The following is a 20,359-nucleotide window of genomic DNA, read 5'->3' on the forward strand; positions in this document are numbered from 1 at the left end:
AGGAGTCGGAATTGCTGTTGTTCATCCGCAAGGAAATGGATTTCTTCGCGCTGCTCGACGCGCTGCAGACCCGCAACGGCCTGATCGAGCTTTGCATCGGCGCCTTGTGCGTGGTGGCCGCCTTCCTGATCGCGCGCCATCTGTTCCTGCGCTGGTTCGCCCACAGGCCCCAGCGTTACGAGCGCTTCCTGCCCTATGTGGGTTTCCGCCTGGTGCTGCCGCTGTCGGCGCAGCTGCTGGTGATCGCCGCCGGCCTGGCCTGGAGCCATTACGAACACGCGCCGATGCTGGTGTTGCACATCTTCAGCGCGCTGCTGTTCTGGCTGGCGGTGATACGGCTGTGCACGGCGGTGGTGCGGCAGGCCTTTCCGAAGGGGCGCCTCGAGCGCACCTCCGAGCACTTCCTGGCCACGGTGCTGTGGCTGGGCTTCGTCAGCTGGGCGATAGGCTTCGACGTGGCGGTGATGGACTGGCTGGAGTCCATCTCCTTCCATATCGGCAAGACCCGGCTTGATTTGCTGACCATCATCAACGGCCTGCTGTGGGTGACGGTGATCGTCGTGGTGGCGCTGTGGGCCAGCCGCCTGATCGAGGCGCGCATCATGAAGCTCAGGCACCTCGATCCCAATCTGCGCATCGTGTTCGCCAAGCTGACCCGCACCGGCCTGGTGGTGGCCTCGGTGCTGGTGGCCTTGCCGGTGATGGGCATAGACCTGACGGTGCTGTCGGTGTTCGGCGGCGCGGTCGGCATCGGCCTGGGCCTGGGCCTGCAGAAGATCGCCAGCAATTTCGTGTCCGGCTTCATCATTCTGCTCGACCACTCGATCCGCATCGGCGACCGGCTGATGGTCGACAACCGCGTCGGCTACGTCACCAAGATGACCTCGCGCTACGTGGTGCTGAAAGGGGGCGACGGCACCGAGGCGCTGATCCCGAACGACGCGCTGATGTCCAATACCGTGATCAACCAGTCGTATTCCGACAAGAATATGTGGACCAGCCTGCCGGTGCAGGTGGCCTACGGCACCGATCTGGACCTGGCGCTGGAGCTGCTGAAACAGGCGGCCGAGCAGCCGCGGGTGCTGAAGACCCCGGCGGCCAACGCCTTCGTCACGCTGTTCGCCGACAGCGGCATCAATCTGGAGCTGGGTTTCTGGGTGGCCGATCCGGAGAACGGCTTCATGGGCCTGAAGTCGGACATCAATCTGGCGATCTGGCGCTTGTTCAAGCAGCATGGCATCGACATCCCGTTCCCGCAGCGCGAAGTGCGCATCGTCGGCGACAAGCCGGCCGGCAGGGCGGACGCGGAGGCATCATGAGCGCGAAACGGCTGGCCATCATCGACGACGACGAGGCGGTGCGGCAGGCGTTGTTGTGGCTGCTGGACGGCCAGGGTTATCTGGCCGACGGCTTCGACAGCGGCGAGGCCTTCCTGGCCGCCGGCAGCGGCGATGAATACAATGGCATCATCCTGGACCTCAGGCTGTCCGGCATCAGCGGCATCGTGCTGCTGGAAAAGCTGGCCGATCGCCCCTACTGTCCGCCGGTGATCATGCTGACCGCGCACGGCGACGTGCCGCACGCGGTGGCGGCGCTGAAGCTGGGCGCGCTCGATTTCATCGAAAAACCGTTCGACGACGTCCATCTGCTGCAGCGGGCCGCCGCCGCGGTGGAGCTGGACGAGCGCAACCGCCGGCTGCACGGCCGCCAGCGCAAGGTGTCGGCGGCGCTAGCGCTGCTGACCGAGCGCGAGCGCGAGGTGATGGGGCTGATCCTGGCCGGCAAGCTGAACAAGCAGATCGCCGAGGAGCTCAGCATCAGCATGAAGACGGTGGAAGTCCACCGTTCCCGGGTGTTCGAGAAAATGGGCGTCAAGTCGGCGGTGGAGCTGGCCGGCATGCTGGCGGCGGGAAGCGAGATCTAGATGGGCAGCAAGCAGCCGGTATCGGTACTGGTGGTGATACACAGCGCGGACGGCAGGGCGTTGATGCTGGAGCGGGCGGACAAACCCGGCTACTGGCAGTCGGTGACCGGCAGCCGCGAGGGCGGCGAGGAGCTGATGGCCACCGCGCGCCGCGAAGTGGCGGAGGAGACCGGTCTGGACGCCTCCCGCTTCGAACTCAGCGACTGGCATCTCGCCAACCGCTACGAAATCTACCCGCATTGGCGCCACCGCTATCCGGAAGGCGTCACCCACAACGACGAGCACGTGTTCGGCCTGCTGCTGCCCGAGCCGTGCGAGGTGGCGCTGGCGCCGCGCGAGCACCTCGGCTATCGTTGGTTGCCGTGGGACGAGGCGGCCCAACTGGCGTTTTCGCCATCCAACGCCGAGGCGCTGCGGCTGTTGCCCGAAAGGCTGGGTCTGAGGGTCTGAGGCTCGTCTCGTCTGGATTTCCACTTCGAAACACCCGCTGTCACAGCGGGTGTTTTTTCGTCCGGCTTCATGGGAAAAGTCTGAAAAGCACCGCTCGCTGCCTGAGTAGGCCGGGTGGGGCGCCCAATTGCTGCAATGATTCCCGGATGTTCGGTGCCAGGCGCCGCATGGCGACGGCGTTTTCATGCATGGCCGAGGCGGCCGGGAGGGTGCGATGTCCTATGACTCCTTTGAATTTGTCTTGCAGGATCTGAAATACGCCGTCGTGCATCGTCCGGGCATAGACGGCGCCTTGGGCGTGCCGGTGCATCTGCACACCACGTCGATGGAGTATTGTCTGGCGGAGATGAAAACCTCCGGCCTCCATATCGCCATGCATCCGAATGGCGATTTGCTGGAACGATCGAACGCGGTGCCCGGCGCGCGGGCGATGCGGCTGGGCGGGCCTGCCGGCGCGGAGCGCAGGTGGGCGGTGACGCTGCAGGGGGCGGACAGGGTCGGGCACGCGGTGCTCGCCGTCGGCGCCGCCGGCGACATCCTGCTGAATGCGCGGTATCCGATGGTCGACGCCGACGACGAGTTCGTCGGCGCCGGCTATGCGATATCGGTCTGGCGCGAGCCGCCGTCCGGCGCCGCGTCGCCTGAGCTGCGCTGGCAGTACCGGCTGCCGAACCGCCGCATCGGCCACGGGATCGTCGAGGCCAATATGGGCAGTCCGGTCATCGCCGACGATGCCGTCTACCTCTCTCATGTCCAGCTGAGCGGGGACGGCGGCGAACAGGCGTCCACCGTCACCGCGATTTCGCTGGCCGACGGGCGCTTGAAATGGGCGCGCGAATACCCGGGAAAATATATCGGACAACTGCGCCTGCTCGGCGATCGCGCGCTGTACGCGTCGTTTCGCGCCGCGCCGTCGACGGTGCGGGACGGCGGGGTGGTCGAGCTGTCGATGCGGGACGGCGGAGAGCGGCGGATTCTGGCGCGGGGCGCGCCTTATATCGGCATGGCGGCGGCGGACGACGGAACGGTCTATGCGTTGACCGGAAAAAAGCTGGCGTCGTCGGGGCATTGGCGCGCGTTGGCGCTGCATAAGCTGATACCGGTCGGCACAGGCTATGAGCAGCAGACGCTTTTCACCTTCCCGGCCGATTTTGAAAGCGCCGGCTACCATCCGGCGTTGATCATCGGGAGCGGGAGACGAATATATTTCGCCGGCAGCCGCGTCGTGTCCGGAGCAGGGCGCCGGACGGCCCGGGCGTCGGAGGTTTATGCCTTCAAGGACGACGGGACGGTGTCATGGCGGCATTTCGCCGACGGGGACATCTGCGGCGTGCCGGCGCTGGCCGTGGATGGCACGCTGTATTTCAGCCTGAGGCTGAACCCATCGGCCGACGAATGCCGGCAGCAGGTGACGCAGGGCGAGATCCGGGCGGTCTGCGCCGAGAGCGGAGAGGAAGAGTGGCATACCGTGATCGGGGACGTCGTCGCCGACGTCGGCAACGGCGACCCCTTGCTGACTTCGCCGCTGATCACCGCCGACGGCATCGTGTATGTCGCGGCGATGCTGGCGAAGAAGACGCTGGGCGGGCAGACGTACAATGGCTGCGTCATCGGCCTGAGGGCGCGCAAGCCGATGCCCGCCGCAAGGGTGGGACGAATCTGAAAAATCAAACTCCGCTGAATCCGGGCCGGTCTCGAGCCTAAGCTTGCGCCGCAATTCTTGAAGGGTGGCGCTGTGGCGCAGGCGATCGTTGTCGATAGCCCGCCGAACAGCAAGTCAAATACGGCCGCCGTCTGTTCAGCCAGACGGCGAGGCCGGCACTTACAGGAGTTTGATCATGTCTTTCACGCTATCCGATCTGAAATACACCGTTAAGCGCGCGGAAAAAGTCGAGGAAAAGCTGGGCGAACCGCTGGCTCTGCTCAATTACTCCTCGCTGGAGCATGTCAGCGAACTGAGAAACGCAGGCATGCAGATCGCGATGCACCCCAACGGCACCATTCTGGCCAAGGCGACCTGGGATCAGAACATTCACGCGCTGTCGCCGCATGCGTCGGAAGGGCTGCGCACGAAATGGACGCTCGCGATTCCGTCAGACGATCAAAAGCTGCAACGCCTTTGCGTGGGTTCGAACGGGGATATCCTAGTCAATTCGCTATACACGATCGAGCACGCGAATATCTTCCTCGGCTTCGGATGCCGGATCAATCTGGTGCGCGAGGATCACGACAAGCCGTCGTCAGTGGCGATGCATTGGCATCACGATGTGTCGAACCGGATTTCGAACGGCACGGTGGTCAGCCAGAACATGTCGTGGCCGACCATCACGAATGACAGCATTTATTTTTCAAACGTGCAGTTCACCGATGGCGGCGGGCAGGGGACGTATTTTCATCGGCTCTCGCTGACGGACGGCAAGGTCCTGTGGGAGAAGACCCGCGCCGAGCGCGGTTTCGACAAGATCGCGCAATTGCGCTTCGGCGAGGATCATGCGCTTTACGTGCCGCTGTGCGAGGACCAGGGCGGCGCGGGGGAGATTCTGAAGGTCTCGCCCAGCGACGGCCTGATCGAAACCGTAGTCAAGGGCAGCGGCTGCTGCTGCATAGGCTTGAATGCGGGCGGCAGCATGTATGGACTGACCGGTACCTACGACGAGGGCATGGGCGTGTGGAGCCATCTCGCGCTGTCCAGCTTCGTCCCGGACAACAAGACCTACGTCAAGAAAGTCCTGTTCACCTTCCCGGAGGATTTCACGACCACCGAGTATCATCCCAGCCTGATTCTGGGGCCGAAGAAAACCGTCTATCTCGCGTTGAACCGGGTCAAGTCCAATGTCGGCGAGGCACAGATCTACGCGATCCGGGAGGATGGTTCGCTGCTGTGGATGCAGCACGTCGACGGAACGGTGTCGGGATCGCCGGTGCTGACCGAGGAGGGGACCCTGTACTTCAGCGTCGTCAAGACCCCTTCCAGTGCGGAGAAGGCCCGCTTTGTGCACAAGGGCGAGATCGAGGCGCGCAACGCGGCCACCGGCGCGCCGATCTGGTCGACGACGATAGAAGGCATCGCCCATGACTTCGGCAATATCAATCCCTTCCTGACCTCGCCGATACTGGCGCAGGACGGCACGGTCTATGTCGGCATCGTGCTGGCGCGCGACGACAAGAGCAAGTCCGAGGGCATGACCTTCAATTCGTGCGCGCTGGCGCTGCGCGCGCATCAGCAGCTGGCCAGCGCCGACGCCGCGTGGCCCATCGCGCACGGCACGGCCGGCCATTCCGGCATCAGTCCGCTGTGGCCGCTGTGATGTCGTCCTAGCCGCGGAGTGCGGGAACCGGTTTCCCGCATTCCGCCGGCCCAGGGCCGCACTCCGGAACTTGCGCTCTTTATGGTTTTGGCATTGATGGTATGCTTGCCGACTGGACACTGTCAGGAGAGGGCGCATGACGTCTAGTGATCTGTTGCCGCGCATCGTCGCCGAACTTGAACGCGATCCGCGGCTGCACACGGTCTTGCTCTACGGTTCGCGCGCCGACGGCAGCGCCAATCAGGGCAGCGATTACGATATCGCGGCGTTCGGCGCGCTAGAGCAGGTGGCGCGGGACACCCGCCGCATCGATGGCGAGTATCTGGACTTGTTCCTGTACCCGGACAGCGTGCTGGACGCGCCGACCGAAGAGCACCTGTCCTTGCGCGGCGCGAAAATCCTCCGCCAGCGCGGCGAGGAGGCGAGCCGTTTCCTCGATGGGCTGGAGGCGCTACACGCCGCGGGACCGCAGCGGCTGCCCGACGACGAATTGCAGGCGCGACGGGATTGGGCGCACAAGATGGCGGCGCGGATCCAGCGCGGAGACGTCGAGGGCGACTATCGCCGGGCGTGGTTGCTGATGGCCTTGCTGGAGGATTACTTCGCGCTGCGCGGCCTGTGGTTCGAGGGGCCGAAGAAGGCGCTGCGCTGGTTGGCGCTGCATGACGAGGACAGCCGGCGGGCGTTTGAACTGGCTTTGAAGCCGAATGCCGGATGCGAGGCGATCGCGCGGCTGGTGCTGAGCGTGGCGGGGCCGCTGCGCGAATGAGGGCCCCGGCTTGAGCCGGGGCCTGGGCGCGCGCTAATCCGGGCTGGCGCCGGGTTCGGGCAGCGGCTCGATGCGGCCCAAGAGGAAGACGAAGGCCAGAATGCCGATGACCAGCATGCAGCCGGCGACCAGGAAGGCATTGGCGAAGGAGTGGGTGGCGCCGACGATCAGGCCGGTGACGATGGGGGCGACGGCGCCCATCATATTGTTGGCGAAGTTCATGATGCCGCCGACGGTGCCGGTGCCGCCGCGCGGCGCGATCAGCGACGGCAGCGACCAGCCCACCGGCGCGGCGGCGGCCAGGCCGCTGAGCGCGATGGTGATCCAGACGATGGCGACATAGGGATCGGTCGTCGTCGTCGCGCCGAACACCGCCATGCCCATGGTCATGCCGCACAGCAGCACCGTCTTGCGGACCCGGGTCTCGTCGCATCCGCGCGCGATCAGCCGGTCTATCAGCCAGCCGCCGACGAACAGGTCGGACGCGGTGGCGAACAGCCAGGGGATGGCGGAGAACCACGCCGATTTCAGGATATCCATGTGCATGGCCTGCACCAGGTAGCCGGGCAGCCAGGTCAGGAACAGGTAGAACACATAGCCGTAGGCGGCGAAGCCTATCGACAGCCCCCATACCTTGCGCTGGCGCAGCAGATAACCGAGCATCGCCAGCGAATTCTGCCCGCTGACGCCTTCCTCGGCCGCGCCGCCGTCGACGATGTAGCGGCGCTCGGTCTCGCTCAGCTTGCCGTCGGCGCTGGGGTCGCGGTAGATCAGGCAGAAGGCGAGGAAGTACAGCACGCTGAGTACCGCCGACACGCCGAAGCCCCAGCGCCAGCCCAGGTGCACGACGGCCAGCGCCACCAGCGGCACGCCTATCACATTGGAGAATTTGGCGGCGGCGTCGAAGATGGCGGTGGCCATCGCCCGCTCGCGGCGCGGAAACCAGTAGCCGGTGGCCTTGGAGCTGACCGGGAAGCCCGGCGCCTCGGCGACGCCCAGCAGCACGCGGGCGGCGAAGATGCCGGCGAAACCGCCGGCGCAGGCCGTCAGCGTGGCGGCCACGCCCCACAGCAGCGCGCCGATGCGGCCGACGCGGGTGGTGCCGAAGCGGTCCAGCACCAGGCCGGTGGGAATCTGCAGCAGCGCATAGCTCCAGAAGAAGGCGCTGAACAGCAGGCCCAGCTCGGCGTTGCTCAGGCCGAACTCGTGCTGCAGCTGCGGCGCGGCCACCGACAGGCTGATGCGGTCGAAATAATTGACCAGGATGCCTATGCCCAGCAGCCAGCCTATGCGCCAGCGCCGGGTCGGAATCTTGAAGTGGTGCGGGGACGGGGCGTTCATTGTTGTTCTCCTCCTAGATACTGCCTTTGCGTTGAAACGGTCAGGGGCGGCCCAGCGCCGCCAAGAGCTGCGCCAGCATCGCCTCGGGCGGCTGGGCGATGTCCAGCTGGATGGCCCGCTCGTCGGCCGTCGGGGCTTCCAGGTCGCGAAACTGGCTGTCGAGCAGGCTTTCCGGCATGAAATGGCCGCTGCGCTCGCGCATGCGGCTGGCGATCAGCGCCCGGTCTCCGGCGAGATGGACGAAGAGCAACTCCGGATCGGCGCCGCGCAACAGGTCGCGGTAACGCCGCTTCAAGGCCGAACAGCTCAGCACCAGCGGCGCGCCTGCGGCGCGGCCCCGGCGCAGCTGATCGGCCAGATTGGCCAGCCAGCCGGCGCGGGCCGCGTCGTCCAGCGGGATGCCGGCGCGCATTTTTTCGATATTGGCCAGCGGATGGTAGGCGTCGCCCTCGATGAAGCCGGCGCCGAGCGCGTCGGCCAGCAGGCGGCCGACGCTGCTCTTGCCGCAGCCGGCCACGCCCATCACCACAATGTTGCGGATATTCATGTTAGCGCTAACATCAGAATGTAAGACAAAGCCGGCGCGGGGCCGGCGACTCGTCAATGATGTTAGCGCTAACAAAACGCGGGGAACAAGCAGTCGGATCAAGTTTCGCATTGTCGGACAAGACAATGTAGTCGGCGCACCACAGCGCCCGCCGCGGCCGGAGGGGAGAGGTTTTAGCTGCTGCGGCGCAGCATCAGCTTAAAGCCGAGGTCGGCGCGCAGCGTCTCCGGCTCGCCGCCGTCCAGCCGCGCCAGCAGCGCGTGCGCGGCGCGGACGCCGATCTCGCGCCGCGGCGTCGCCACCGTGGTCAGCGACGGCGTGCACCAGGCCGCCGACTGCAGATCGTTGAAGCCGGCGATCGCCAGCCGCTCCGGCACCGCGACGCCCAATTGCTGGCAGCGCGCCAGCGCGCCTATGGCCAGGTCGTCGTTGCAGCAGAACAGCGCGTCGCAGTCGGGCCGCGCCGCCAGCGCGGCATCCAGCATGTCGGCGCCCATCCGCATGCTGGACGGCGCCGGATCCAGCCATTCCAGCCCGGCGTCGGCCAGGCCGGCCTCGGCCAGCGCCGCGCGGTAGCCGGCCAGCCGCTTCAGCACCCGCTCGTCCAATTGCGCGCCGAGAAAGCCGATGCGGCGCTTGCCGCGCGACAGCAGGTGGCGGGTGATGGCGGCGCCGGCGTCCTCCTGCGAGAAGCCGACGCAGCAGCGGCCGTCGTCGGCCAGGTCCATCATGTAGACCGCCGGCAGCGCGTGCCGGCGCAGCAGCGCCTCCACCGGTTCGGCATGGGACAGCCCGGTCAGCAGCACGCCGTCCGGCCGGTGTTGCAGATAGGCGCGCAGCAGCTTCAGCTCGCGCGCCTCGTCGTAGCGGCTGTCGCCTATCAGCATCTGATAGCCGGCGGTGTCCAGCACCGTCTCGATGCCGGCCAGCGTGTCGAGAAACACGGTGTTGCCGAGCGACGGGATCAGCACCAGCACCGTGCGCGAGCGCGCAGACGCCAGCGTGCGCGCCGAGCGGCTGGGCACGTAGCCCAGCGCGTCGACGGCCCGCATCACCTGTTCCCTCAGCTGCTCGGACACCTGCTGCGGCTGGTTCAGCGCGCGCGACACGGTGATGGCGCTGACGCCGGCGGCGCGGGCCACATCGTGCATGGTGGCGCCGCTGCCGGAGCGGATGCGCGGCTTTCTCGACATGTTTTTCCCGCATGGAGGATGTGGACCGCCGCCATTGTAGCGCAGCCGGCGGCGCGCCGGCTTGCCATCGCATGACGCTCGCTTGTAATGTCTGAAATGTCGAACTTTTCCGGAGCGACGCGATGTATCTGCCCAGACATTTTCAACAGGACGACGCCGACGCGCTGCTGCGCCTGATCGCGGCGCGGCCGCTGGCGACGCTGGTGGTCAACGGCGCCGACGGCCCGCTGGCCAACCATATCCCGCTGCTGGCCGAGCGGGACGGCGAGACCTTGACGCTGCGCGGCCATGTGGCGCGGGCCAATCCCTTGTGGCGGCTGTTGGACGGCGGGATGCCGGCGCTGGCGGTCTTCCACGGCGACGACGCCTATGTGACGCCGTCCTGGTATCCGGCCAAGGCCGAGCACGGCAAGGTGGTGCCGACCTGGAACTACGCGGTCGCGCACGTCCGCGGCCGGCTGCGCGCCATCGACGATCCGGCCTGGCTGCACGGCCTGCTGCGGCGGTTGACCGACACGCGGGAGGCCGGCTTCGCCGCGCCTTGGCGCGTCGACGACGCGCCGGCGGACTATCTGGACCAGCTGCGGCGCGCCATCGTCGGCATCGAGCTGACGGTGGACAGCCTGCAGGGCGCGTACAAGCTCAGCCAGAACCAGGACCGGGCCACGCGGCGGCAGGTCAGCGACGGGCTGTCCGCGCTGGGCGACGCGCGGGCCGGCGGCGTCGCCGCGGCGATGAAGGAGGCCGAGGACAGGCGCTAGCGCCGGAACCGCGCCAGCAGCGTCGCCACATCGCCCTGAACGTGGCGCTGTCCCTGCCGCAGCTGCTGCAAAAAGCCGTCCAGGAAGCCCGGCAGTTGCGCGGCGGACGAGGCGACCGCGCCGACGCCGGCATGGTCCCATTCGCATACCAGGCCCTGCAGATAGGCGGTCAGGCGGTTGCTGTCCTGTTGGAAGGAATGATACAGGCTGATGGCCGGCGCGCCGCGCAGATGGTAGTAGTCCAGTAGGCCGGGCTTGTCCAGCCTGGCGCGGCTGAGGATGTCGCGGCTGTCGAATTCGACGAACAGCGGTTGCATGGCCTGGCTGCGGCGGCTGTCGCCGCGGTAGGCGCGCGACACGATGCCGATGCCGGCCGGCAGCGGCGGCGCCGGCCGCGGGCCAAGCGCCGGATAGCCCAACAGCAAGGTGAAGGCGCTGGACAACGGGTCCGGCGGCCCGGCCCGGCCCAGCTCGAAGCGGTGCGCCACCGGGTGGCGCGCCAGCCAGGCTTCCGGCAGATGGATGGCGGCGATGTCCAGGTGCTGCGGGCTGGCGCAGGCCAGATCCTGCAGCGGCCATTGGCGGCCGTCGGCGCAGGCGACCGCCTTTTGCCGGTGCGTCACGCAGATTTCGGACAATGCCGCCTCGGCGGTGACGATGAAGGTCTCGCCGCGATATTCCAGCAACAGGCCGCTGCCCAGGCAGGGCCCGGTCTTGCCACCGGTTTTCTTCGGGTGCAGCGACACCACCATCGGATTCAGCCGCTGGTAGATCTGCTCCAGGCACTGCAGGGGATCATCCAGATCGAACAGAAACTCCATCCCCGGCTCCTCGCGCGAACGGTCGTTACCGCTCAAGCATAGTTCAGATGCGAACCGGTCGGCGGTCGATTCGGCGCCCTGACCGGCTTGGCCGGCGCGGAATGCTATACCGGTAGTGGACATGCCCGCGCGCGCCTTGGCGGCGGCAATCGCCGGACCCGTCCGCCCGGCCCGGAGACGACAACGCCATGCAGATGAGTCCGCGCACCCGCTTCTCGCTGCTCGCCGCCGCCAGCTACGTGCTGTTCGCGCTGGGCTGGGTTTTCTTCTCCGATCAGTTGCTGGCCGGCGTCGCGCCGGGCCGGACCGGCGATTTCACCACCGCACGGGGCGTGCTGTTCGTGCTAGCCACCACCGCCTTGTTGCTGGCCGCCCTGCGGGCGGTGCCGGCGGCGCAGAGTTCGGCGCCGCCGGATTGGCTGAGCGCCTTGCCCGGCGGCATGCTGCCCGGGCGCTGGCCGGCCTGGTGCGCTTATCTGCTGGCGCCGGCGCTGACCGCCGGCGCGGTCGGCTTGCGGCAACTGTTGCTGGGGCCGGAGGCGGGCGAGCATCCGATGCTGGCGTTGTTCCTGCTGCCGGTCATCCTCAGTTCGACGCTGGGCGGATTGGGACCCGGCCTGCTGGCCACGGCGCTGGCGGCGCTGGCGGCCGATTACGGCGTGCAGCCCTATCTGCACGCGGCCGAGGCGTCGTGGTACGGCAAGCTGCAACTGGCCTTCCTGGTGGTGGACGGCCTGACGGCCAGCCTGCTCTGCGCCGCGCTGCGCAAGGCCTTGTCCCGGGTGGAAGTCAATCGGCGTCTGTTGGACGCGGTGGTGTCCAGCACCTCCGACGCCATTTTCGTCAAGGATGTCCAGGGGCGCTATCTGATGGCCAACCGCGCCGCGCTGGCCGTCGTCGGCAAGAGCGACGGCGACGTGCTCGGCCGCGACGACCGCATGCTGTTCGACGAGATCACCGCGCGCGACCTGATTTCCAACGACCGCGCCATCATGCAGTCGGGGCGGGTGCAGACGCGGGAGGAGTTCCTGACGCTGTTCAACGGCGACCAGCTGGTGTTCTTGGTGACCAAGGGACCGTTCTATTCGCCGGATGGACGGCTGGGCGGCCTGTTCGGCATTTCGCGCGACATCACCGAGCACAAGCAGGCCGAGGACGCGCTGCGTGAAAGCGAGGCCGCCTTGCGGCTGGCCCAGCAGTTGGCCGGCATCGGCAGCTGGAGCTGGGACCTGAACGGCGGCGGCCAGAAATGGTCGGTGGAAACCTACCGGCTGTTCGGGCTGGACGGCCGCGATCCGCCGCCCGACTACCTGGCCCTGAGACGCTTTTTCACCGCCCAGAGCTGGGCCGAGCTGGATGAGGCGGTGGAGCGCTGCCGTTCCATCGGCCTTGGCTACGAATGCGATCTGGAACTGCCGCGGCCGGACGGCTCCTTCAGCTGGATGACCGCGCGCGGCGAGGCGCGGCGCGACGACAGCGGCCAGGTGACCGGCGTGTACGGCACGGTGCAGGACATCACCGCGCGCAAGCAGATGGCCCTGCAGCTGAAGGCCAGCGAGTCCCGGCTGCAACTGGTGGCCGAGGCGACCAGCGACGGCTTCTGGGACTGGGACCTGCGCAGCGGCCGCGTCTACCGTTCGCCGCGCTATTACGAGGTGACGGGCACGCGGGCCGAGGACGACAGCGGCGATTTCCGCTTCTTCCGCCAACTGGTGCACCCGGCCGATCTGCCGTTCGTGCTGCAGGCCATCGAGGCGCACCGCCGCAACAAGACGCCGCGGGTCGAGCTGGAGTTCCGGCTGGCTAACCAGGACGACGGCGTGCGCTGGCTGCAGGTGCGCGGCCGCGCGGTGGAGTGGGACGAGAGCGGCGCGGCGGTGCGGCTGGTCGGCAATCTGTCCGACGTCACCGAGCGCAAGCGGGTGGACGAGGATCTGAGACTGGTGTTGAACGAGGCCGGCGACGCGATCTGGGTCACCGACGCCGAGGGCTACTACATCTTCGCCAATCCGGCCGCCTGCCGGCTGACGGGCCATGGCATCGACGAGTTGCGCGGCATGCATATCCGCGACCTGGTGGCGCCCGAGTGCCTGCCCATCCTGCCGGCCCATCTGGCCAAGCTGAACAACGCGCCGTTCCAGCGCTCGGAATGGCTGCTGCGGCTGAAGAAGGGCGGCAGCATCTGCGTCGATCTGACGACCGGGCGGCTGAAGGACGGCCGATACATGGCCTTCGGCCGCGATCTGACCGACCAGCACCGCGCCGAGCAGGCGCTGCGCAACCGCGAACAGCAACTGGCGCGGGTGATAGACGGCTCCGACCAGGGGTATTGGGACTGGAACCTGAAATCCGGCGATTTCCAGGTCAGTCCGCGCTGGGAAAGCATGCTGGGCTATGGGCCGGGCGAAATGCGCGTCAACGCGGAAAACTGGTACGAGCATGTCCACGCCGACGACGTGGCGCGGGCGCGCGACTCGATCCGGCGCAATCTGGAAGGCGGACTGGCCAGCCATGAGGTGGAGATACGCTGCCGCACCCGGCTGGGCGACTGGCGCTGGATACTGTCGCGCGGGCGGGTGGTCGAGCGCGACGACGACGGCGTGCCGCTGATGATGTCGGGCACTCATACCGACATCACCGAGCGCAAGGTGTTCGAGCTGGCGCAGAAGGAGGCGGCGGCGGTATTCGACAGCAGCTACGAAGGCATACTGGTGGTGAGCCCCGACGGCGTGATCACCAAGGTCAACCAGGCCTTCACCCGCATCACCGGCTACGAAGCCGGCGAGGCGGTGGGGCAGCGCCCCAGCATGCTGTCTTCGGGGCAGCAGGCGGCCAGTTTCTACGAGGAGCTGTGGAGCGAGGTCCGGGGACACGACTTCTGGCGCGGCGAATTGTGGAACCGCCGCAAGAGCGGCGAACTGTACGCCGAACTGCTGTCGATCTCGGTGGTGCGGGATCAGCAGGGCCAGATCCAGCACTATATCGGCATCTTCTCCGACATCACCCAGCTGAAGCAGCACGAGGCGGAACTGGACCGGGTCGCCAATTTCGATCCGCTGACCGGCGTGCCCAACCGCCGCCTGTTGTCCGACCGGCTGCGGCAGACCATCGTCCGCGCCACCCGCAGCGGCAAGTCCTGCGCGGTGTGCTTTCTCGATCTAGACGGCTTCAAGGCGGTCAACGATCAGCACGGGCACGAAGTCGGAGACAAGCTGCTGGTGGCGGTCAGCAGCCATCTGAAATCCATTCTGCGCGGCGATGACACGCTGGCCCGGCTCGGCGGCGACGAATTCGTCGTGCTGCTGTCCGATATCGGCTCGCCGGAGGAGTGCATGCTGGTGCTGGACAGGGTGCTGGCCGCGGTGGCGACGCCGGTGCCGGTCGGGGAGGGCGAGGTCAGCGTCACCGCCAGCATAGGCGTCAGTCTTTATCCGCAGGACAATGCCGATCCGGACACGCTGCTGCGCCATGCCGATCAGGCGATGTATCTGGCCAAGGAGGCCGGCAAGAACCGCTACCAGCTGTTCGATCCGGAAAACGACCGCAAGGCCCAGGAGCACCGGCAGTTCCTGGAGTCGCTGCAGCAGGCGCTGGCGCGCGACGAGTTCGCGCTGCTCTACCAGCCCAAGGTCGATTTGCAGGGCGGCGAAATCATCGGCATGGAGGCGCTGATCCGCTGGCGGCATCCGCAACGCGGCCTGCTGGAGCCGGCCGAGTTCCTGCCGCACCTCTACGGCAACGAGCTGGAGACCGCCTTCGGCCTGTGGGTGCTGGACGCCGCGCTGGAGCAGGCCGAGCGCTGGCGGCGGGAGGGCCTGGACCTGGGCGTCAGCGTCAACGTCAGCGCCCATCATCTGTTGCGCGCCGATTTCTGCCGGCAACTGGAAGAGGCGCTGGCGCGCCATCCCGGCATCGATCCGGCCCGGCTGGAGCTGGAGTTGCCGGAAAACGCGGCCTCCGACGTCGAGCAGACGGTGGCGGTGCTGCAGCGTTGCCGCAAGTTGGGCGTCGGTTTCGCGCTGGACGATTTCGGCACCGGCTATGCGTCGCTGACCTATCTGCGCCGTCTGCCGGTGAACACGCTGAAGATAGACAACAGCTTCGTGTGCGACATGCTGGTCAATGAGGACGACCGGCGCATCGTCGAGGGCGTGATCCAGCTGGCGGCGGTGTTCAAGTGCGCGGTGATCGCCGAGGGCGTGGAGACGCTGGAGCACGGCGCGCTGCTGCTCCGCCTCGGCTGCCGCCATGTCCAGGGTTTCGGCATCGCCCGGCCGATGGAGGCCGCGGCGGTGCCGGACTGGTGCCGCCGCTGGCGCGAGGATGCGACCTGGGGCCGGCTGGACGGCGAGGACGGCTGATTCCAGCCCTTGTCCTCATGGCTTTCTTCCGGTTCCGGGCTGGAATGCCGCCGATTTTCACCGCGGCCGAGCCGTCAGGTCGCGGCGTCAGCGTTGCAGATAGGTGAACAGCGCCAGCAGCACGATGCAGACAATGACCATCAGATTGAGGGCGACTTCCTCCTGCAGCGGCTCGAAATGATGCTTGTCCTGGACGGACAGGCGCGTGCCGGACAGCTTGTGCAGCCAGTATTGCAGCAGATTGCGCGGACTGGGGCCGTCGGGGTCGGCTTTCATGAGGGTTGGCCTGTGTAAAGGAAAATTGATGTTGCGGCCATTCTACTCTTCCCGGCTATGCTTTCAACATTTTTTCGAAATGGAATAGTCGATTGTTCGAAAGCGAATTAACAATGGGACGGCGCGCGCCGGGCGCCGTCGCGCGGCGGCGGGACTGGTCTACACTACGGATACGTATTTCCAGCTAGCGTGGCCGCCAGCATCGCCGGCGGCCGCGATTTTGCACCGGACGGGGAGGGGCGATGCGAGGGGCAATGATAGGAGGCGCGCTGGCATTGGCGGCGGCCACCGCGCTGGCGGTGCCGGCCCATTACCTGTCCTACACGCTGTCGGTGGAACCGTGGGGCGTGGCCGATACCGATCGCGGCGTCGGGCCGGACTTCATCCGCTTTCTGGCCGCCCAGGCCGGTTTCGCCGTCACCGCGGAGACGCGTCCCTATCTGCGCGTGATCGACGGCATGCGCAGCGGCGAGAACGCGATCAACCTAGGCATTCCCACCGCCGAGCGCGAGCGCTACGGCATCTCCATATGCACGATAGGCTCGGTCAAGGTGTCGCTGGCCTATCTGAAGGCGGCGGGGCGCGAACACAGGACGGCGGCCAGCTTCTCCGGCCTGAATATCGGCGAGCTGCGCGGCAGCCGCACGCTGGACGAGCTCGACCGCGCGGTGCCGCACAACCGGGTGCTGATCAGCGACATGGCCCAGGGCCTGCGCATGCTGGGCGCCGGGCGTCTGGACGCCACCATCTGTGTCCGGCCGGGATGCGGCAATCTGCTGGGCGAGGCCGGCGTCGACGAGGCTCAGGTCGGCGAGTGGCTGTTCAGCGAGCAGCCGCTGGCGATCTATGTGTCGCGCGAGAGCGCGCTGTCGCGGGACGCCGCCGCGATGCTGCGACTGCGGCTGGCCTGCGATTCCTATGCCGGCCGTCAGGAAATACGCCGCTTGCTGGCGCCTTACCATTAGTTTGACGATACGATGAAAAACGGACGCCGGCAGGCGTCCGTTTTGCGTCTGGCCGGCTCAGGCCGACATCGACATCAGCAGGCTGGAGATGTCGCTGGTGCCGGCATTGGCCTGGTACAGGCTGAGCATGGCCTGCATCTGCTGCTGGCTGGCGCTGCTGCTGGCGGAGCTGGACGCGCTCGACGAGCCGGCGCTGCCATTGCTCGCGCTCAGCAGGCTGTCCAGGCCGTTGTTCTGGCCTTGCTGCTCGCCGCCGCCGTGATGGTGGTGGTGATGGTGGCCGCCGGCCTGCTGGCCCGCTTGGGTGCCGTCGGCCTGTTGCAGGCCCTGCTGCAACTGCTGGAAGGCCTGTTGCGCCTGGCTGAGGTTGCCGGCCTGCAGATCCTGGCCCAGCGTGTTCAGCAGCGAGGACACCGAGCTGCCGCTGCCGGCGGTCGAACCGGTCTGGCTGGCGTTTATGGCGGCGAACGGGTCGCTGGCGCTGGCGGAGCTGGTGGCCGAGGCGCTGCTGACGGCGTTGTTCAGCGCCGAGGCGAAGTCCTGGCCGCCGTTGCCGGAATTGGCGCCGTTCAGCTGCTGCAGGGCGGCCAGCGCCTGTTGCGCGCCGGTCAGGTCGCCTTGCTGGACCGATTGGGTCAGATTGCTGAAATCCTGGCGGCGCTGCTGGTGCAGCGACTGCATTTGCTGCCAATAGCTGTTGGAATCGCTGGTGTTGCTGATAGACATGTTGCCTCTCCTTGAGAACGGGTTTTCAGGCCAGAGCTTGCACGGATCAGCTCGTGTCCCTGGCAGCGGCAGGCGTTGACCACCTTGGCGCCGATCTGCCGGCAATTGTTGCCGCCTTGCCGTTTGTGCTTGCCGCCATTCCGGCCCTTGTGGCCGGTTTTGGCGTTTTTTTCCAGCAAGAACAATGGCTTGGATGCGTAGCTATCAGCAAGAGGCGTGCCAGCGGGCGAGGCTGGCGACGAGGAGATGTTTACAGATGTTGCGGCTGTCGGAACCGGTCAGCCGGGCCGCTTGCTCAACAGCGGCGCGCCGTCGCGGAACAGCAGCAGCTCGCCCGGCGCCAGCGCGGTCCAGCTCTCGTTGTCGGTCAGCGGCTGGGTGGCCACCATCGCCACCTGGTCGCGGGGCGTGGTGACGGTGGCGAAATCGACGCTGACGTCGTCATCGACCAGATGGGCGGTGTTGAACGGCGCGCGGCGGATGATGTAGTGGAGATGGGTCGAGCAGTGGGTGAACAGCGACTCGCCGTTGCTCAACATGAAGTTGAACACGCCGCTGGCGCTGATCTCGGCCGCCAGCCGCGCCACTTCGTCGAACAGCGCCTCCAGCTCCGGCGGTTCGGACCACTTGGCGCGCAGCCTTTCCATCAGATGGCAGAAGGCCAGCTCGGAGTCGGTGCTGCCCACCGGATGGAAGTATTGGCCGGTCGCCGGCGCGAATTTCTCCAGATTGCCGTTGTGGGCGAAGATCCAGTACTGACCCCACATCTCCCGCATGAACGGATGGGTGTTGGCCAGATTGACCTCGCCCTGGGTGGCCTTGCGGATATGGGCGATGACGTTTTCCGACTTGATCGGATAGCGCCTGACCAGATCGGCCACCGGCGATTCCACCGACGGCTTGTCGTCGAGAAACACGCGGCAGCCCTTGCCCTCGAAGAAGGCGATGCCCCAGCCGTCGGCATGATGGTCGGTCAGGCCGCCGCGGCGATGGAAGCCCTCGAAGGAAAACAGGATGTCGGTAGGGGTGTTGCAATTCATGCCCAGCAGCTGGCACATCGGCTTGATTCCACGTCTTGTCAGGGTTGTCACGTCTTCGGCGGATACCGAAGCATTCATGTAGCTGAGCTTAGGCGATCTGGCGGCGGCGGGCAATCGCCGCGCGGCAAGACCCGGCGCCGGCGCGCCGGTTCGTCCGCCAGCGGCGCGAGCCGGCTTCCCTGACAATCGTGTGGATGGCCTCGGCCTATATCGCGGCGAGCAGCTGTTCCGCCAGGCCGAGCAGCGGCGTGGCCAGCGTGCGCGCGGATTCCGACAGCAGACTGAATTGCACTTTCGCCAGTGCGAGCAGGCCTTCGGCCAAGGCCTTGTCTTTCTTGGCGACGCCTTGCTCGAATTTGACGAGATAATGCTCGAGCTCGCCCAGCTTTTCCTTGTCGTGGTCCATCGCCATCAAATCCTTCGACGCGGTCTCGAAGGCGGCGGCGCTGAATTCCTGCCGCAACACGGTCGCGACGGACTGCATGGCCTGATTCACGGTCTGGGCCTCCGCGGGCAGGTTCTTGCGCTCTTTTTGAGCGCTTTCAAAATCGAGACGGGCCTTCTCCATCCATTCGGTCCGTTTTTCGGGGTGCGCCTGCGCCGATTCGATCTCGTTGAGCGCCAAAGACAAGAAATATCCCAGGCCATTCCAGGCCAGATACCTGTCGTTACTGTCCTTCAGCGCCTTGTCGAACGCCGCCATCGTTTCTTCTAGCGTTGCCATCGAAATCCTCCGGTGAAAGAAAACGGGCCGCCTCTCGGTCGGGTCGCCGGCGGCCATATCCCGATTCTGCGGTTCCGGGCGGGCCGCATGGTTTTATCCGACCGTCCACGGCGGACTGTTCCGGGAGTCTATTTTCACCGGGGCGCTGAAAGAGGCGGCGTCAATTCAAATCGGATCGATCCTAGCGAGGACTGCCCGCGCGAAAGGGCGGCGGCAGGCGAGGCCCGGGACTGGGCCTAGGTCCGGTCCCACGGCGCTTGCGGGCCGCCGAACTTCTCCACCAGGAAATCCAGCAGGCTGCGCAAGGCCAGCGGCAGCAGCCGCCGCGACGGGTAGAGCGCATGGATGCCGAGCACGGCCGGCTGCCATTCGGGCAGCAGCGCCACCAGCTCGCCGCGTCGCACGTGCGGCGCGGCCAGATAGCTGGGCTGCAGGCTGACGCCGGCGCCGGCCAGCGCGGCGCTGAGCAGCGCGCTGGCCTCGTTGGCGCTGATATTGCCGGCCACCCGCACCCGCGACTCCTGCCCCCCGCGGCGCAGCCGCCACTCGCTGCGGCCGAAGTTGCTGTAGCTGAGGCAGCGGTGGCGCTCCAGTTCCTGCGGCTCCCGCGGCGTGCCGTGGCGCGCCAGGTAGGACGGCGAGGCCACCAGCAGCGACAGGCAGTCGCACAGCCGTCTGCCCACCAGGCCGGGATCGGGTTCGTTGGTGATTCGGATGGCGAGGTCTATTCTTTCTTCAATCAGGTTGACGGTGCGGTCGCCCAACTGCAGGTCCACCCGCAACTGGGGGTGCAGTTCGCCGAATTCGGCGATGACGCCGCCCAGCACCGCGAGGCCGAAGGAGGTGCTGGCCGCCACCCTGAGCAGGCCGCGCACCTGTCCGTCGCGCTGGCTGGCGTCGGCGCGCACCTCGGCCGCCAGCTCCAGCATCTGCTGGCAGCGCGCCAGACAGGTCAGGCCGGCGTCGGTCAGCGTGACCTTGCGGGTGGAGCGCTGCAGCAGCCGCGCGCCCAGCCATTGCTCCAGTTCGTCGACGTAGCGGGTGACCATCGGGCGCGACATGTCCAGCTTGTCGCCGGCGGCGGTGAAGCTGCCCAGCTGCGCCACTTCGGCGAATACCTGCATCGCGGTCAGCCTGTCCATTTATTTGCTCG

Annotated in this window: 17 protein-coding genes and 1 pseudogene; 9 read left to right on the top strand and 9 right to left on the bottom strand. The window is 66.8% G+C overall.

Going from position 1 to position 20,359, the window contains the following annotated elements; genetic code table 11:
* Positions 1-11 precede the first annotated feature (11 nt).
* The 6 genes from CXB49_RS06715 to CXB49_RS06740 all read left to right on the top strand — a co-directional run bounded on the left by CXB49_RS06715 (position 12) and on the right by CXB49_RS06740 (position 6,451).
* Complete coding sequence (locus CXB49_RS06715) at positions 12-1,319, top strand: mechanosensitive ion channel family protein (protein WP_233492965.1); 1,308 nt, start codon at positions 12-14, stop codon at positions 1,317-1,319.
* A complete protein-coding gene (locus CXB49_RS06720; RefSeq protein ID WP_101707674.1) occupies positions 1,316-1,924 on the top strand; it encodes a response regulator transcription factor in 609 nt (202 codons plus the stop codon). The genes CXB49_RS06715 and CXB49_RS06720 overlap by 4 nt, the downstream gene beginning before the upstream one ends.
* Positions 1,925-2,374: a dihydroneopterin triphosphate diphosphatase gene (gene nudB / locus CXB49_RS06725; RefSeq protein WP_101707675.1), complete on the top strand. Its 450-nt coding sequence runs from the start codon at positions 1,925-1,927 to the stop codon at positions 2,372-2,374. It begins immediately after the preceding gene.
* Between the two features lie 214 nt (positions 2,375-2,588).
* The gene (locus CXB49_RS06730) at positions 2,589-4,037 is read left to right on the top strand and encodes a hypothetical protein (protein WP_158300641.1); all 1,449 of its coding nucleotides are present in this window, start codon (positions 2,589-2,591) and stop codon (positions 4,035-4,037) included.
* 175 nt (positions 4,038-4,212) lie between these two features.
* A complete protein-coding gene (locus tag CXB49_RS06735; protein WP_101707677.1) occupies positions 4,213-5,682 on the top strand; it encodes a PQQ-binding-like beta-propeller repeat protein in 1,470 nt (489 codons plus the stop codon).
* Positions 5,683-5,818: 136 nt separating this feature from the next.
* Positions 5,819-6,451: a nucleotidyltransferase domain-containing protein gene (locus CXB49_RS06740; protein WP_101707678.1), complete on the top strand. Its 633-nt coding sequence runs from the start codon at positions 5,819-5,821 to the stop codon at positions 6,449-6,451.
* Between the two features lie 33 nt (positions 6,452-6,484).
* Here CXB49_RS06740 and CXB49_RS06745 read toward each other — a convergent pair whose 3' ends face one another.
* From CXB49_RS06745 to CXB49_RS06755, 3 genes are all read right to left on the bottom strand, one after another.
* On the bottom strand, positions 6,485-7,792 hold the full coding sequence (locus CXB49_RS06745) for an MFS transporter (protein ID WP_101707679.1): 1,308 nt from the start codon (positions 7,790-7,792) through the stop codon (positions 6,485-6,487).
* Between the two features lie 40 nt (positions 7,793-7,832).
* On the bottom strand, positions 7,833-8,339 hold the full coding sequence (locus tag CXB49_RS06750; RefSeq protein ID WP_101707680.1) for a gluconokinase: 507 nt from the start codon (positions 8,337-8,339) through the stop codon (positions 7,833-7,835).
* A 173-nt stretch (positions 8,340-8,512) separates the two neighbouring features.
* The gene (locus tag CXB49_RS06755) at positions 8,513-9,532 is read right to left on the bottom strand and encodes a LacI family DNA-binding transcriptional regulator (protein ID WP_101707681.1); all 1,020 of its coding nucleotides are present in this window, start codon (positions 9,530-9,532) and stop codon (positions 8,513-8,515) included.
* A 122-nt stretch (positions 9,533-9,654) separates the two neighbouring features.
* Here CXB49_RS06755 and CXB49_RS06760 point away from each other — a divergent pair, with 122 nt between their 5' ends.
* Entirely contained in the window at positions 9,655-10,293 is a 639-nt protein-coding gene (locus CXB49_RS06760; RefSeq protein WP_101707682.1) for an FMN-binding negative transcriptional regulator, read from the top strand.
* Here the strand turns inward: CXB49_RS06760 and CXB49_RS06765 are convergent.
* Positions 10,290-11,114, bottom strand: coding sequence for a hypothetical protein (locus CXB49_RS06765; protein WP_101707683.1), 825 nt, complete (start codon positions 11,112-11,114; stop codon positions 10,290-10,292). The two genes, CXB49_RS06760 and CXB49_RS06765, sit on opposite strands and share 4 nt — an antisense overlap.
* A gap of 188 nt (positions 11,115-11,302) precedes the next feature.
* Here CXB49_RS06765 and CXB49_RS06770 point away from each other — a divergent pair, with 188 nt between their 5' ends.
* Positions 11,303-15,475, top strand: coding sequence for a PAS domain S-box protein (locus CXB49_RS06770; protein ID WP_101707684.1), 4,173 nt, complete (start codon positions 11,303-11,305; stop codon positions 15,473-15,475).
* 87 nt (positions 15,476-15,562) lie between these two features.
* Here CXB49_RS06770 and CXB49_RS06775 read toward each other — a convergent pair whose 3' ends face one another.
* Positions 15,563-15,751: a hypothetical protein gene (locus CXB49_RS06775; protein WP_101707685.1), complete on the bottom strand. Its 189-nt coding sequence runs from the start codon at positions 15,749-15,751 to the stop codon at positions 15,563-15,565.
* A 242-nt stretch (positions 15,752-15,993) separates the two neighbouring features.
* Here CXB49_RS06775 and CXB49_RS06780 point away from each other — a divergent pair, with 242 nt between their 5' ends.
* Positions 15,994-16,716, top strand: a complete 723-nt coding sequence (locus CXB49_RS06780; RefSeq protein WP_158300642.1) for an ABC transporter substrate-binding protein — start codon at positions 15,994-15,996, stop codon at positions 16,714-16,716.
* A gap of 57 nt (positions 16,717-16,773) precedes the next feature.
* On the opposite strand, the gene CXB49_RS06785 is transcribed toward CXB49_RS06780, so the two are convergent.
* The 4 genes and pseudogenes from CXB49_RS06785 to CXB49_RS06800 form a co-directional block, all read right to left on the bottom strand.
* On the bottom strand, positions 16,774-17,442 hold the full coding sequence (locus tag CXB49_RS06785) for a hypothetical protein (protein WP_101707687.1): 669 nt from the start codon (positions 17,440-17,442) through the stop codon (positions 16,774-16,776).
* A gap of 284 nt (positions 17,443-17,726) precedes the next feature.
* Positions 17,727-18,500: pseudogene (locus tag CXB49_RS06790) on the bottom strand (class II glutamine amidotransferase); the annotation flags it as partial.
* A 187-nt stretch (positions 18,501-18,687) separates the two neighbouring features.
* Positions 18,688-19,206: a hypothetical protein gene (locus tag CXB49_RS06795; protein ID WP_158300643.1), complete on the bottom strand. Its 519-nt coding sequence runs from the start codon at positions 19,204-19,206 to the stop codon at positions 18,688-18,690.
* Between the two features lie 236 nt (positions 19,207-19,442).
* Positions 19,443-20,348, bottom strand: a complete 906-nt coding sequence (locus CXB49_RS06800) for a LysR family transcriptional regulator (protein ID WP_101707690.1) — start codon at positions 20,346-20,348, stop codon at positions 19,443-19,445.
* Between the last annotated feature and the right edge of the window lie 11 nt (positions 20,349-20,359).

This window comes from Chromobacterium sp. ATCC 53434 (genome assembly GCF_002848345.1).
In the GTDB taxonomy this organism is placed as follows: Bacteria; Pseudomonadota; Gammaproteobacteria; order Burkholderiales; family Chromobacteriaceae; genus Chromobacterium.